The sequence below is a fragment of the Rhodococcus sp. NPDC056516 genome, assembly GCF_042794655.1.
Lineage (GTDB): Bacteria > Actinomycetota > Actinomycetes > Mycobacteriales > Mycobacteriaceae > Rhodococcus_F.
The window spans coordinates 53,400-70,317 of the sequence record NZ_JBHTTG010000005.1; the positions used below are offsets into that span (position 1 = coordinate 53,400).

Annotated in this window: 1 protein-coding gene; it reads left to right on the forward strand. The window is 63.6% G+C overall.

Annotated elements, in window-relative coordinates; translation table 11 throughout:
* Positions 1 to 80: 80 nt before the first annotated feature.
* A complete protein-coding gene (locus tag ACFQ6Y_RS16175) occupies positions 81 to 16,772 on the forward strand; it encodes an amino acid adenylation domain-containing protein (RefSeq protein ID WP_378634476.1) in 16,692 nt (5,563 codons plus the stop codon).
* The last annotated feature ends 146 nt before the right edge of the window (positions 16,773 to 16,918 follow it).

Genomic DNA, 16,918 nt, shown 5'->3' on the forward strand with positions numbered 1-16,918 from the left:
CACGTTCCTGGGTAGCCTACCCTAAACTGGCGAGGGTGTTCGTCGTTCGATGAGCATGAACGACGATGATCGGATTCTCGATGTCTGACCACTCTCAGGTAGCTCACCCGGCCGTATCGGGCGGTGGCCATCTGGACGCAGCGCTCCCGGCGACGGCCGCTCAGCGTGAAGTGTGGGTTGCTCAGAACGTCGATCCGAACAGCCCGGTCTACAACATCGGACTGGTTGTCGAGGTCGACGGCACGATCGACGTCGAGCGCGCGGCAGCGGCGATCAAGGCCACCGTCGGCCGCGTCGAAGCGCTGTTCGTGCACTTTCAGGTGGATCCCGACAACCGGCTGATTCAGGTGCCGATTCCGGAGGCGCACTGGGACGTGGAAGTACTCGACCTTCGGGGCGAGCCGGATCCCGATTCGGCAGCGCAATTGTGGATGGACACCGACATGGCTCGGGTCTTCGGTCCGGACGATCTGCTTTTCCGCCAGGTACTTCTGCTGACCGCCGACGATCGAGTCATCTGGTACCAGCGCTATCACCACAGTGTGGTCGACGGGTACGGCATCTCGCTCATCGTCGCTGACGTCGCCGAACGATACGACGATCCGAATCTCGAGACTGCCGCACCGCTGTGGCCACTCGGTGCGATGGTTGCAGCCGATCTGGAATATCGAAACTCTCCACGGTTCTTGCTCGACCGTCAGTACTGGGTGGAGCGAGTTGAAGCAGGACCGGAAGCGACGCGCATTCTGCATGGGCAGGTGGACGATTCGCTGCCGCCGATCTCGGCGATGCTCACGCTCGATGCCGATCGCGCAGCGCAGCTCTATCGCTATGCGGCCGACGCCGGGATTCGACGAACTCGCCTGCCCATGGCCGCGCTGATCGCGTACATTGCGCGCACCACCGGACAGCACGACGTCGTCGTCTCGGTGCCGATGGCAGCTCGGGTGGGCCGCGACATGCGTCGCACCCCCTCGATGGCGTCGACGATTTTGCCGCTGAGTATTCGAGTCGAACGCTCGGAAACCATCGGCCAGTTGGCAACTCGTCTCGACACCGCCCTGATCTCGATTCTCAAACACGGGCGGTACCGGGGCGAGGATCTCGCTCGCGACATTCGGTCGATCGATCCCGACCGTCAGGTCTTCGGCCCCGGCATCAACTCGATGATGTTCGAGCACACTGTCACCTTCGGCGGTTGCCCGGTGCGCGTGCGTAATTCGGTAACCGGGCGGGTCGGCGACCTGGATCTGAGTGTGCGTGGGGGTCAGGACGGGGAACCGATCGAGATCGACGTCCGCGCTCCGTTCGGATTCGATCGCGAACTGGCTGATCACACCGCCAGAATCGAACAGTTCCTCGATCGATTTGTAGCCGAGCCGCAGCTTCCGATCTCGGCACTCGACCCCATGGCGCCGGCCGAGCGTGAACTCGTGCTCCACGGGTGGAACGACACTGCAGAGCCGCAGCCCGTCACGACGGTGCCGGATTTGTTGCGTAGCAGCTTCTCCGCCGATCGGGACGCCGTCGCCGTGGTCGACGGCGACGTCCGGCTGACCTACGGCGAACTCGAATCTCGGGTGTCGCAGCTCGCCGCACACTTGATCTCTCGCGGTGCTGCATCCGAAACCGTTGTGGCAATAGGGCTTCCGAGATCCGCCGAGATGGTGGTGGGGTTGTTGGCCGCCATGTGCGCCGGTGGCGCTTTCGTGCCGCTGGATCCGTCGTGGCCCGCAGAGCGCCGCGAATCAGTGCTCGCCGATGCCGGTGCCACACTGGTGCTCACCTCCGACGGCGCTGACGACTCCGTTCCGGTCGATCTCTCCGCGTGGGCGTACGAGGACGGGCCTTCGCGCCTGTCCGAGGTCATGACACCCGACGTCCGTATTCACGGTGCCCAACTGGCGTATGTCATCTTCACGTCCGGTTCGACCGGTCGTCCGAAGGGCGCCATGATCCGCCACGAGGCAATCTGTGCAAGGTTGCTGTGGCAGCGGGAGCGGATTCTCGGGTTCGGGTCCGGCGATGCCTCTCTGTTCAAAGCTCCACTCTCGTTCGACATCTCGATCAACGAGATCCTGCTCCCGCTCGTATCCGGCGGTCGATTGGTGATCGCGAAGCCCGAGGGGGAGCGCGACCCGCAATACCTGCTCGACCTGATTGCCGGAGAATCGGTCACCTTCGTCTACCTCGTTTCGTCGATGCTCGACATCCTTCTGGACCTGGCGAACGGGACTGATCAGCTCGATTCGTTGAAGCACGTGTGGTGCGGCGGTGAGGTTCTCACGCCTGAACTCTTCGATCGGTTCCGCGCCCAACTGTCCACGACGCTGTATCACGGCTACGGGCCGGCGGAAGCGACCATCGGTGTCTCCCATGTGATCTACCGCGAGGATGCGGAACGAATTGCCACATCCATCGGGCGCCCGAACCCCAACACTCGCCTGTACGTATTGGACGGCGACCTGCAACCGGTTCCGGTCGGCACCGGCGGCGAACTCTATGCGGCGGGCTTCCTGCTGGGCCGCGGATACGTGGGTGCGTCGGCATTGACCGCGTCTCGTTTTGTCGCGGATCCCTTTGTTTCCGGTGATCTGGCCGGATCGCGGATGTATCGCACCGGTGACTTGGCCCGATGGACCGCGGACGGCACCCTCGACTTCCTCGGACGCACGGACAACCAGGTGAAGATCCGTGGCATGCGTCTCGAACTCGAGGATGTCGAAGCCGCCGTGATCTCGCACCCCCAAGTGCGTCACGTGGCAGTTCTGGTGCGTCAAGCACCCACAGGCGCAAAGTATCTCGCCGCTTACGTGAGTGCAGCATCGGGGACGAACCTCGCGATCGACTCACGGGACATTCGCGAGTGGGCGGCGAGCAAGCTCCCCGACTACATGGTCCCGACCACCGTCACCGTCCTCGACGAGTTTCCGCTCACGGCCAACGGCAAACTCGACCGCCGCGCACTTCCCGAGCCCGATCTCGCCGAACTGAGTGCGCATGTCGCCGCGAGAAACGAAGTAGAACAACAATTCTGCACGTTGATCGCGTCGGCAGTCGGACTCGATTCGGTCGGCGTGACCGACGACTTCTTTGCACTGGGCGGCGACAGCATCGTCGCGATCTCACTCGTGACCGCAGCTCGTGCGGCCGGTTTGTCGATCAGTCCACGCGAGGTGTTCCAACTGCGCACTGCAGAGGCCATGGCGCGTGCCCAGTCCGACCGAACGGCTGAGATCGTCGACCACGCGGACCACCCGATCGGCCACGTAGCCACGACGCCGATTGCCGCCAGGGTTCTCGGAGTGTCGGATGCAGTACGAACCTTCCACCAGCGTGCGCTGATTCAGACCCCGTCAGCCTTGACGTCCGAGCATGTCCAGGCGGCGCTCGACGCCCTGGTGGCGCGCCACGATGCACTTCGTGCGACGTTGACTTCCGAAGGAACGCTGCTTGTTCCGGAGGCAAACGAAGCGGCTGTGGTCTTCGAGACCTGTGCACTGCCGGCACCTCTCGAAGAATGCGGACCGTTGATCCTCGCCGAGACCGAGCGAGCCGTCGGTCGTCTGAGTCCGGCCGCCGGCACGATGGTCAGTGCTGTTCTGTTCCGCACCGTGACCGGTCCCGGACGACTGTTGCTGGTCGTCCACCACGCAGTGGTCGACGGAGTCTCCTGGCGCATCATTCTCGAGGACCTCGCGCGCGCCGGCATCGCAGCGATGAATGGCGACGAACCCGAACTTGCTCCGGTCGGCACGTCGGTGAGGAGATACGCCGAACTCGTTTCAGAAGCGGTCGGAGCAGGGCGACTGGACACCGAGATCGAATTCTGGGACTCGGTGACGGCCGCACAACAGTCGCGTCTCGGGCGTCGGGCACTCGACCCGGCGATCGACATCGCGCGCACCGCTGCGGCGCGGTCGATCACCCTACCTCCAGAATTTGCAGAACAGCTGTTGGGCAGTGTCCCACGGGCGTTCGGGGCCGATGTGAGCGAAGTGCTGGTCACCGCACTTGCCGTGGCGCTGACCCGTTGGAGCGGGGCCGGATCGGTGACGATCGACCTGGAGGGGCACGGACGCGACGAAGACATCGTTCGCGGCGACAGCGCTGCGCACGTGGACCTGACACGAACTGTCGGATGGTTCACCACGGTGTTCCCGGTTGCGCTCGAGATCGGCACAGCCGCTCCGGATCTCGACGCGACCGACGATCTGGCGGGGGTTCTCAAGAGCGTCAAGGAGCAACTTCGACGGGTTCCGAACGCCGGCTTCGGGTACGGAGCATTGCGATACCTCGGCGGCTCGGATCAGTTGCGTAGTTTCGCGGCGCCCGAGGTGGTGCTCAACTATCTGGGACGCACGGCCGCGGCGAAGGGGGACTGGTTCCCGGTGTCGATGGACGGCGCTGCCGATCCGTCCATGCCGCTGGGACACGCGTTGTCTGTCGACGTCGTAGCCGAGGACGCCGCCGGTGGACCACGCCTGCGAGCCACTCTGACCTGGGCGTCGAACATCTTCCTGCGCAGCGACATCGACAGGTTTGCGCGGCTGTGGCTGGACTCGCTCAAGGCCGTGTCCGGACTCGCAGCCTTCGGCGGAGCCACACCCTCGGACTACCCTCTGGTGGCGCTCGCTCAGGCAGATGTGGACGAGTTGCCGAAGGCTGAAGAGATTCTCCCACTCACTCCGCTGCAGGAAGGGATCTACTTCCATTCGGCGTTTGCCGATCCGGGGGCGGATCAGTATGTCGTGCAACAGGTTGTGGAGCTGACCGGCGCCGTGGACAGTGCGGCGCTGCACCGTGCGCTTCAATCCGTCGTCGATCGGCATGAGGCGCTGCGCACCGGATTCTCGGTCCTGGGTGACGGCCGGGTGGTGCAGGTGGTGCACCCGAGCGCTGTCGTGGAGATGGCGGTAGTCGAGGTGGCCGGCGCCGATGTCGATGAACTGCTCTCCGCCGACCGTGCGCGTGGGTTCGACCTCGCGCAACCGCCACTCGTCCGTTACACGCTTGTCCGTGCAGCTTCGGAGAAATATCTTCTGCTGCAGTCGATTCACCACGCGGTTGCAGATGGATGGTCGGTCCCGGTGATGCTGCGGGAACTGATGGCGTCGTACAGCGTCGGCGATTCCGGCGTCGTGTTCCCGGCGCCGGCGCGGTACCGCAGCTATCTCGAATGGCTGGCCGGTCACGATCACGAGGCTTCGGCAGCAGTGTGGAAGAAGGCACTGAACTCTCCCGGTCCCGCCGTCGAACTGCCCGCCCCGAGTGCCGGCAGCAGCGGAATCCGCGCAACTCGGGTCGAACTGACCGACAGTGACACCCGCGCACTGACGACCAACGGACGCTCACACGGACTGACGCTGAGCACACTGGTGCATGGCGCCTGGGGATTGGTGCTCGGCCGAATGGCCGGCCGAACGGACGTGCTGTTCGGCTCGACCGTATCGGGGCGCGGCGGCGACCTACCCGGTATCGAGACCATGGTGGGCCTGTTCATCAACACTGTGCCGGCCCGATTGCGCTTCGACCCGGCGGAGCCTGCCTCGCAAGCACTTTCTCGCTGGCAGGAAGAACAATCGGAACTCCTCGACCATCAGTACGTGGGGCTGCCCGAACTGCGACGGACCGGCGGACTGGAGCAGAACTTCGAATCACTGGTCGTGTTCGAGAACTATCCCCTCGGTGACACGGCAATCGCTGATCCCACGGATTCGGTGCGACTGACGGGAATTCGGTTCGACGAGCGACCGGCCTACCCACTGACGCTGATCGTCGTCCCCGGCGATCGGTTGGCGTTGGAGCTGAAGTACGACGCCGCTCAGGTGGACGGCAACGCCGCGAAGGCGCTGGCCGAAGCTCTCGCAGTCGTGCTCACAGAGCTTTCCCGCGATCTCGAACAGGTGATCGGCCGGATCGCGCTGGCACCCGCCCAGCCGGGGAGCGTCGGCACGGGCTTGGACCAGCCGCGTGCAACGCTGACCGAGCTGCTGCGGGAGCAAGCTGAGCGCGCGCCCGAAGCCACCGCTGTGATCTTCCGCGACGAGGTGTTGACCTACGCCGAACTTCACTCTCGCGCCGATCGTTTTGCACACCTGCTGCGCGAACGGGGCGTCGGACGCGAATCGTTGGTGGCCGTTGCCTTGCCGCGCTCGATCGAGCTGATGGTCGCGATACTCGGCATCGGAAAGGCCGGGGGAGCATACGTTCCCCTCGACACCGGCTATCCGGCGGAGCGGCTGACGTACATGCTGGGCGACGCAGATCCGGTGTGCGTCGTGGTGTCGGAGGATTCTTCACTCGATTCGGGTTCGGTTCCGCGGGTGACGGTATCGGAGTCCGCGCAGTTCCCCGCCGATCCGCTGAGTGTTCCGGGATCGCCCGCGGATGCCGCGTACATGATCTACACCTCGGGTTCGACCGGTCGCCCCAAAGGTGTTGTGGTCACGCACGAGGGGGTGGTCAACCGATTGCTCTGGGCGCAGCAGATACGTCCGATGGACACCTCTGACCGGATGCTGCAGAAGACCCCGTCGAGTTTCGACGTCTCCGTCCCCGAATTCTTCTGGCCGTTCCTGGTGGGCGCAACTCTGGTGATGGCCGAGCCGGACGGGCACAAGGACCCGGGCTATCTGGCCGACGTCATCGTCGAACAGTCCGTGACCCGAGTGCATTTTGTTCCGTCGATGCTCGAAGTGTTTCTCGCGGAGCCGAAAGCGGCACTGTGCACGTCCCTCGAAATCGTCAACTGCAGCGGTGAGGCACTGCCCGTTCACGTTGCACGCAAGGTCGCGGACATCCTGCCGAATGCTCTGGTGGACAACCTTTACGGCCCCACCGAAGCTGCAGTCGACGTCAGTTGGCAGCCGTCGGTGCAGGACACTCCGGCCGACGCCGTCAGCGTCCCGATCGGCGCACCCGCCGCCAACACAGGACTGTTCGTTCTCGATCCGTATCTTCAGAACGTTCCGGCCGGTGCCACCGGTGAGCTGTATCTGGCAGGGCCACAACTGGCGCGTGGCTACCACGGACGTGGGGGATTGACCTCCGAGAGATTTGTGGCGAACCCGTACGGACATGCCGGCTCGCGGATGTACCGGACCGGTGACATCGTGCGTTGGAATGCCGACGAAGTTCTCGAGTACCTCGGCCGCGTCGACGAGCAGGTGAAGGTTCGTGGATTCCGCATCGAACTCGGTGAAATCGAAGCTCAGTTGGCGCTGTGCCCCGGAGTCGTCGCAAGTGCCGTGATCGTCCGCTCCGACGGTCCGAGTAACCGCGCACAGGTGATTGCCTACCTGGTCGGAGACGTTGACGAAGCTGCGGTGCGAGGGCAGTTGTTGTCGGTGCTTCCGGAGTTCATGGTGCCCAGCGCCTTCGTGCGGCTGGAGTCACTGCCGCTGAGTCCGAGCGGCAAGCTCGACCGGAAGGCCTTGCCTGCCCCGGATTTCGCGGCACAGGTGGGCGAAACGGTGGGAGGTGTCTCTTCGGGTGTTGCAGACCTCCTCGCCGGGCATTTCGCGACGGTTCTCGGACTGCCCCGAGTCGGGGTGCGCGACGACTTCTTCACGCTGGGCGGCGACAGTATTCTGGCGATCCGACTGGTCAACCTGGCTCGTCGGGATTCGGTAGTACTGACCCCGCGGCAGATCTTCGAATTGCGTACTCCCGCTGCGATCGCCGCAGCAGTGGGTGATGTTGTCACCTCGGCAACTACTGTCACGACCGACATCGGCGTGGGTGATCTGGTTCCGCTGCCGGTGGTCCACCGCTTGTCCGAATGGACGGGCAATACCGATCGCTTCAATCAGTCAGTTCTGATCCATTCTCCGGCAACATCTCTCGAATCGATCACCGGCGCGTTGCAGGCCGTACTCGATCACCACGACGGACTTCGGCAAACCTTGATCCGACACGACCGCGGAATGTGGTCGGCGCGGGTGCAGGAACCCGGCAGCGTCCGGGCAGCGGACATCGTCGAACGAGTCGACGCGCGGGGACTGGGCGACGCCGAGCTGCGAACACTCGTCACTGAGCACTCCGAAACAGCGACCAGTCGATTGGATCCGTCTGCTGGGCGGATGATCTCGGTGGTCTGGTTCGATTGTGGTGCCGAGAATCTCGGGCGGCTCGCCATAGTTGCGCATCACCTGGTCGTGGACGGCGTGTCCTGGGGAACCCTGCTCGAGGACTTGGCGATGGCCTGGGTGGCGGTCGAGGCCGGAGAGCCCGCCGCACTCGATGGTGTCGGAACTTCGCTGCGCACCTTCTCCCGCACGGTGGCCGAACACGCCCACTCGGCTCATCGATTTGCCGAACTCGATCACTGGCTGACGGTGACCGCTCCGGGAGCGCATCTGATTCCCGGTGTCGAGGGCTATGCCGTTGTATCCGGAGGCTCGAGGCGCACGGTCACGGTGGACCGAGCAATCTCCGAGGCGGCACTTGGATCGGTTGCGGCACTGGTGGGTGCGGAGGGAACGGACGTTCTGCTGGCAGCACTGACGATGTCCGTCGATCGCTGGCGTCGTTCCACCGGCCGTAGCGAGCGTGAACTTCTGGTCGATCTCGAAAGGCACGGCCGCGAGGAATTGGTACCGGGAACCGATCTGTCGCGAACAGTCGGCTGGTTCACCACCATCGCGCCCACGCGACTGCACGCCGGGACCGACCCGGTAGCCACACTGCGCGGGGTGAAGGAGAGCCTGCGCAGTGCACCGGACGGCGGTATCGGCTACGGAATGTTGCGGTACGTGAACGCCCGCACGGCAGCGACATTGGCGGGGCGATCGGAATCTCAGGTCCTGTTCAACTACCTCGGACGTTCGGCGGCTGCTGGATCGACCGCATGGTCCTTGGCAGGCGAATCCGAAGCCATGTCCACCGATCCCGACGCGGACATGGGAGGGCCGTACCGGCTGATCGTCAATGTCGTCAGTGTGGATTCGGAGCTTCGCGCCGACTTTGCCTGGGCAAGTGAAGATTTGTCCGAGGAGGACGCGCGGGCACTGTCCGACGGCTGGGTTTCGGCGCTCGGTGATCTGTCGATCGCGGCTGCGGAGCACGACGGGCCTCCCATCCTGACTCCGTCCGATGTGGGGTTGCTCGACCTGAGTCAGGCCGAGATCGACGCGATAGCCGACGCGAGCCCGGCGGGCGTCAGCAGCATCCTCCCGCTCTCACCCTTGCAAGAGGGCCTGTACTTCCAGGCCGGATACTCAGACAGCGGTGACAGCGCTGGCGGGGACATTTACACGGCGCAGTTCTCGATGGACTTCGGACACATGCTCGATGTAGACAGGTTGGCTGCGGCCGCCCGGACACTTCAACGACGAAATCCCACCCTGCGTGCGGGATTCGTGAGCGAAGGTCTGAACGAGCCGGTGCAGTTCTTCAGCGCGGGACTCGACGTTCCGGTTGCCGTCCACGATCTCCGTGAACTGGACGACTCGACTGCGCGTGAGCGCGCCGACGGCATTGCTGCCCAAGACAGAGTGACTCCATTCGACCTGACCGCGCCGCCGCTGTGGCGTATGAGCGTGCTGCATCTGCCTGGCGGACACGATCGCCTGGTGATCAACAGGCAGTTCCTGCTGTGGGACGGCTGGTCCAACGGCCTTGTCGTCAGCCAGCTTCTGGCGCTTTACGACACCGGTGGCGACGACAGCGCCTTCGGCGAACCCGAGGGGTCGTTCGAGACGTACCTTGCCTGGTTGGCCGGCCGCGACGGTGCAGCCGCCGACGAGGCGTGGCGCGGAGCGCTGGCGGGACTCGAAGAGCCGACGCTTGTTGCCGAGCCGGCGCCGGGCGCCGAACGTCAGCTTCCGGATCGCCGTGATGTGGTTCTGTCGGAATCGCTTTCGCGTGCATTGCGTGAGCGCGCTGCCGCGTCCGGCGTCACGTTCAACACGGTACTGAACGCAGCGCTGGCCCTGGTGCTGGCGTCGGCCACCGGTCGACAGGACGTCGTATTCGGCTCCACCGTTGCCGGAAGGCCACCCGAGGTGCCGGGAATCGACACCGTGGTGGGAATGTTCCTCAACACGGTTCCCGTTCGGCTGCAATTGAATCCGAACGAGAGCGTCGAGGAACTTCTTCGTCGCACGCAGGCGGATCGTCTCTCGCTGATGCCGTACGACTACCTCGGCTTGGCATCGATCCAACGTGTCTCCGAGCATCGTCAACTGTTCGATGTGCTGATAGTCCTGCAGAACTTCGTGGACGAGAAGCAAGTAGACGCCCTTAATGCCGCCCACGACGTCAGTGGCAGCGACAGCATCGATCACACGCACTATCCGCTGACCGTCGTGGTCACACCGGGCACCACCGTCAACGTCAAGTTCGAGTTCCATCCGCATCTGGTGACCGCGCGTCGAGCCGAGGACCTACTGGGTCACTTCGTCGAACTGTTGCAGAGTTGGTCGCAGGACATGACAGGTTCGGTCGTTGCGACACCGGTTCCCGCAGTGGCGCAACAGACGCAGAGCCGAGAGTTGCCGGAGCGCACCATTGCCGACCTGTTCGAAGAGGCGGCGTCGGCGCAACCGAACGACACTGCACTCGTGTTCGGGAAGCGCCGGATGACCTACGCCGATCTCGACGGCGAGATCAACCGGATGGCGCGGTTGCTGATCAACTGCGGTGCCGGCCCGGAAAAGATCGTGGCTCTCGGTCTACCACGGTCGGTGGACATGGTCGTCGCCCTCTTCGCCGTACTGCGGACCGGTGCCGCCTACCTGCCCCTCGAACTCGACCACCCCGCCGAGCGGTTGGCCGTGATGATCGACGACGCGCATCCTGTCGTGTTGCTGACGACCGTTGCCGCCGCATCGAAGTTCGAAGGAGCGGACGTCCGCACTATCGTGATCGACGAGCCGGACACAGCGGCAAGGAGACTGACGATCTCGGCGCGGGCGCTCTCCGCGTCGGAACTCGGAGCATTCGCCCCGGGGACACCGCATCGACTCGACCACCCCGCGTACGTCATCTACACCTCCGGTTCGACCGGCAAGCCCAAGGGCGTGGTCACCGGTTACCGCGGCCTGACGAACATGCAGTTCAACCACCGCGAGGCGATCTTCGAACCGGCGATCGCCGCGGCGGGCCGACGCCTGCGGATCGCGCACACCGTGTCCTTCGCCTTCGACATGTCGTGGGAGGAACTGCTGTGGCTTGTGGAAGGCCACGAGGTGCACATCTGCGACGAGGATCTGCGTCGTGACGCCGAGGCGTTGGTTGCGTACTGCGACGCACAGGACATCGACGTCGTCAACGTGACGCCGACCTACGCGACGCACCTGATCGAGAGCGGACTTCTCGACGACGGTGTGGGACAACACCGCCCGCCGCTTGTCCTGCTCGGGGGTGAAGCCGTTCCGGATTCGGTGTGGAACAAGCTGCGCGAGACCGAAGGAACCGTGGGTTACAACCTCTACGGACCGACGGAATACACGATCAACACCCTCGGCGGCGGAACGTCCGACAGTGACACCCCGACCGTCGGCAAGCCGATCTGGAACACGACTGCGCACATTCTCGACGGCTGGCTGCGTCCGGTTCCCGACGGAGTTGCCGGCGAACTGTACATTGCCGGAGCCGGTTTGGCTCGCGGCTACCTCGGACGCTTCGCGCTGACGTGCGAGCGCTTCGTCGCCGATCCTGCCGGGACCGGAGAACGCATGTACCGCACGGGCGATCTGGTGCGGCGACGCGGTGACGGCAACCTGGACTTCCTCGGCCGCACCGACGACCAGGTGAAGATCCGAGGTCATCGGATCGAGCCGAGCGAAATCGTCTCCGTTCTCGAATCCGACGAACACGTGCGTCAAGCAGCGGTGGTGGTCGACGTCGGGGCGGGTGGAGTCAAGAGGCTCGTCGGTTACGTGACACCGGTGCGCCTGGGCGTCGCGCACGATTACCGTGCGCGAGCACGAGTTCTCCTACCCGACTACATGGTTCCGGCTGTGGTGATCGAAGTGGAGACACTACCGATGACTGTCAACGGAAAGCTCGACGTCAAGGCGCTGCCCACGGCCGATTCGGTGCTGGGGGAGCGGAGTGGGACAGCGATCGCGCCCCGGAACCACACGGAAGAGGTCCTGTGCGAACTCTTCTCGGACGTGCTGGACGTGGACAGTATCGGTGTCGACGACAACTTCTTCGACCTCGGTGGCCACTCGCTTCTGGCCACCAAACTGATCAGTCGGACGCGGATCGCCATTCCCAACAGTCTGACCATGCGTGATCTCTTCGAAGCGCCGACTGTCGCGGAACTCGCGGAACGTATTGTGGCCGAGCAGGGATCGACGCGACCGGTGCTGGTGGCGAAGCCTCGACCGGATCACCTTCCTCTTTCTGCCGCTCAACAGAGATTGTGGCTGATCGGACAGATGGAGGAGAGCTCCGCGGCCTACAACTTCCCGATCGTGCTCCGCCTGGACGGTGCTCTGGACGCGGATGTGTTCGCGGCGGCGCTGGATGACGTCGTGGAACGACACGAATCGTTGCGCACGGTGTTCCGGTTGGTGGACGGAACACCGGAACAGATCATTCTCCAATCGGCGACGGTTCCGGTCGAGACAGTTCATCTCGAGACAGTTCCTTCAGCGGAATCCGACATCGCCGGCGAAGTTGCAGTGGTAGTGGGTCGTCCGTTCGACCTGTCGAACGAGATTCCGATCCGCGCACGCCTGATCCGGGTAGACGATGCCGTAGTCGTCGTGATCGTCCTGCATCACATCACCACCGACGAATGGTCCGATCGCCCGTTCCTTCGGGATCTGATGTCTGCCTACTCCTCTCGAATTCAGGGCGAAGAACCAGCTTTCGAACCGCTTCCCGTTCAGTACGCGGATTACACCCTGTGGCAACGGGAATTGCTGGGCAGCGCCGACGATCCGTCGAGCGTCCTGAGTACGCAGTTGGACTTCTGGGCGAAAAGTTTGGACGGAGCCCCGGAAGAACTGCTGCTCCCCGCCGACCGGAGCCGACCGGCCAGACCGAGTTTCTCCGGTGGTGCAGTGGTGACACGGTTGGGCGTGGAGACGACTGCTGCACTGCGAGATCTGGCGCGCGAGAGCCAGAGTTCGATGTTCATGGTTTTGCACGCGGCGTCGGCGGCGTTGCTGACCGCGCTCGGAGCGGGAGAAGACCTTCCGCTCGGGGCTCCCGTGGCCGGACGTAGTGAACAGGGGCTCGACGAACTCGTCGGCTTCTTCGTCAATACCATTGTGCTTCGCACGGATACGTCGGGTAACCCGACGTTCCGGGAGTTGGTGGATCGTGTTCGCGAGGGAGATCTCGAGGCCTTCGCAAACGCCGACGTTCCGTTCGAAACTGTGGTGGAGCGTCTTAACCCGTCGCGTACTTTGGCACGCAACCCGCTGTTCCAGGTCATGGTCGGCTATCACAGCCGCGAGGAGATGGGCGGGGATCCGTTCGAACTCGAGGAGTACACGGCCAAGTTCGATCTGGTCTTCAACTTCACCGAGTATCTCGGCGACGAAGGCTGCATCGATATCCGGCTCGAATACGGCAGCGACCTCTTCGATCGCGAAACCGCACAGCGAATTTCGAATCGATTGGAATCGGTGATCGCGGCAGTCGTGGAATCGGCCGACATCGAGATCGGTGACATCGACATCTTCTTGCCAGGCGAACTCGAACAGGTTGTCACCTCGTTCAACGACACCGCCGTCGACGTGCCGGAAGAGACGTTCTACGACGCTTTTGCGCGTGGGGTCGCTGCTACACCCGAGGCGATCGCTGTGCGCGACGAGGCGGGGCAAGTCACCTACCGCGAGCTCTCCGAGCAGTGTGACCGGATAGCCGGTCTGCTGTATCGCCGCGGAGTGTCGGTCGAAGACGTGGTGGGACTTGCCGTCCCGCGGTCGGTGGAGATGGTCGCGTCGGTCCTCGCCGTGCTCAAGCTGGGGGCAGCGTATCTTCCCCTGGACTTGAGTCACCCGAGCGAACGCATCACGTACATGCTCACCGATTCCCGCGCCTCGCTACTGCTGTCCACCTCCGAGGAGAGTTCCCGAATCGACGATGTGGTCGGTGTCGAGCGAATCCTCCTGGACGATCCGTTGATCCGGAGGGAACTGGACGAGGCAGTGATCGTCGAGACCCCCAGGCCACCAGTCGGCGTCAGCCACGCGGCGTACGTCATCTACACCTCGGGATCGACCGGCAAGCCGAAGGGAGCTGTCCTGTCCCATGACGGTATCCCGAGCCTTGTTGCCACAGCCGAAGTTCGGATGCGACTGGTACCGGGTTCGGTGGTGATGCAGTTCGCTTCGGTCGGCTTCGACGTTGCGGTATTCGAGTTGGCCATGGCTCTGTGCACGAGCAGCACCCTGGTGATCGTGCCGCAGAACGCCCGCGTTGCCGGTCCGGCGCTCACGGATTTCATGACGAGCAATCGCGTGACCCACGCAATCATCCCTCCCTCGTTGCTGGCCGCCCTGCCGGCAGGATGCGAAGTACCGCAGGGTTGCACGGTGTTGGTCGGAACCGAAACGGTGCCGCCGGAGCTGATCGGGCGATGGGCGGAACGGCTGAATTTGCTTGCCGCGTACGGCCTCACCGAAGCCACGGTGAACAACACACTGTGGCAGGCGGAGCCCGGTTGGAACGGTGCTGTGCCCATCGGAATCCCCGATCCCAACGAACAGGCGTATGTGCTCGACGATCAACTGCGTCCGGTTCCGCCGGGAGTATCCGGCGAGCTGTACATTGCAGGCCGCGGCCTGGCCAGAGGGTACTTGGGCCGATTCGATCTGACGGCACAGAGATTCATCGCAGATCCCTTCGGCGCGGGCGATCGTATGTACCGCACCGGGGACCGCGCGCGATGGCGCTCGGACGGGAACATCGACTTCCTCGGCCGCGTGGACGATCAGGTCAAGATCCGTGGTTTCCGAATCGAATTGGGTGAAATCATAGGCGCACTCAGTGCCCATCCGTCGGTGAAGCAGGCGACGGCCGTCGCGGATCGACAGGGCGAAATCACGCGCCTGGTCGGGTATGTGTCACCGGAACCCGGTGTTGTCGTCGACACGACGGCAGTGCGGAACCTCGCGGCAGTGTCGTTGCCCGACTACATGGTTCCGACCTTGGTTGTCGCCCTTGACGGTCCGCTGCCGCTGACGCCCAACGGAAAGCTCGACCGTAAGGCGCTGCCTGCCCCGGACTGGTCGGAGCTGGCGGGTGATGTTGCTCCTCGCACGGCGGTGGAGTCCACGGTCGCGGCTGCCTTCGCGGAGATACTGCAACTCCCGAGCGTCGGAGTCCACGACAGTTTCTTCGAACTCGGTGGGCATTCGATGGCATCGATGAAACTGGTCGGTCGCATTCGCGAAGCGTTCGGCGTGGACGTCAGTATTCGCGACGTATTCGACGCGCCGAGTGTTGCGGAGTTGGCCGCCGTCGTTGCGCGTTCGGAAGGTGGGCGTCCGATCCTGGCGCCGGCGGTGAAACGTCCGGAGACGATGGGTCTGTCTGCGCCGCAACGTCGTCAGTGGGAGTTGTTCCGCTCGGCCGGCGAGCACCCGCAAGCAAGCCACGCTCTGGCGCTGACCCTGAAATCGAAGATCGATCCGGAGATTCTCGGGCACGCCTTGGACGATGTGACGTCGCGGCACGAACCACTGCGGACAACCTTCGTCGAGGTCGACGGCATCGTCGTGGCAAGAGAATCGGTGCGGCCGACTGTCGATGTGGTCGATGTCGGCGCCGGCGATGTGGGTCGAGTGGTGTTCGAACTGGCTCAACTTCCGATGGATCTGCGTGAGCAATCGCCATTGCGGGTTCATCTGGTGCTCGGTGAAGACGGCTCTCGGACACTGCTTCTCGTCATGCACTACATTGCCGTCGACGAGTGGTCCGTTGTGCCCTTGCTGGGAGATCTGGTCTCGGCCTATGCGGCCAGGTCGCAGGGAGATCAACCGATCTGGGACGAGTTGGCGTTGACGTACGCCGACTACACCGTGTGGTCCGATGAGCTGTTGGGTGACCCCTCTGATGGCACCAGTCGTGCGTCGAAGCAACTTGCGTGCTGGCAGGATGCGCTCGACGGAATACCGACCAGTGTGAATCTTCCGTTGCCGGAAGGTGACTCGGAGCCGCGAGGTGACGTGGTCGCTGTCGACATCGACGCGGATCTGCACGCCAAAATCGACACCCTGGCTGCGCGCACCGGCACTAGTATGTTCATGGTCCTGCAGGCCGCACTGGCCAGCGTTCTCACGAAGGCCGGCGCGGGTACCGATCTTCCCATCGGTTCATTGGTTGCGGGCAGGTCGGATCCCCGTCTTGAACCGATGATCGGATCGTTCTTCAATGTTGTTCTCCTGCGCACGGATACGTCCGGTAGTCCGACGTTTGCAGAATTGCTGGCTCGCATCCGGGAAAACAATCTGGAAGCGCTGAGCAATCAGGACGTCTCATATGTGTATGTCGAGCAGGCACTGGGTAATCCGGCGTCCATGAGACCTCAGGTGATGGTGATCCATCACCAACAGGCCGATTTGGACGGGCTCGGCGACTTCGGTTCTCTCGTACCGATTCCGGTGGGAGTGCCCGATGCGGATCTGACGTTGAGTTTTTACGAGCCGGTCGGCGAAGGGCCTGTTTTTGCAACTCTCGGGTTCCGTGCCGACCGCGTCGATGCGGGCGCGGTCCGTGAATGGGCAGGTCAGCTGGTCGACGTGATCGAGGCTGCGGCGCTCGTCGAAGGCGATGACGTGAGCGAGGGGGCGAAACTATGACATACGTCGCATCCCTCCGCGGGGTGGACCGCTATACGGGGGCTCGCAGTGTTGATACCCTCACCTCATTAAGGGTAGCCTTTGCTACTTACTTCGGGACATCGATTGGCGGCCGTACCAGGTCGTCCCGTCGGGGATGGACTACC

Bases quoted from the DNA above. Each gene is read 5' to 3' on its own strand.
- ACFQ6Y_RS16175 (WP_378634476.1), top strand. From the start codon at position 81: ATGTCTGACCACTCTCAGGTAGCTCACCCGGCCGTATCGGGCGGTGGC.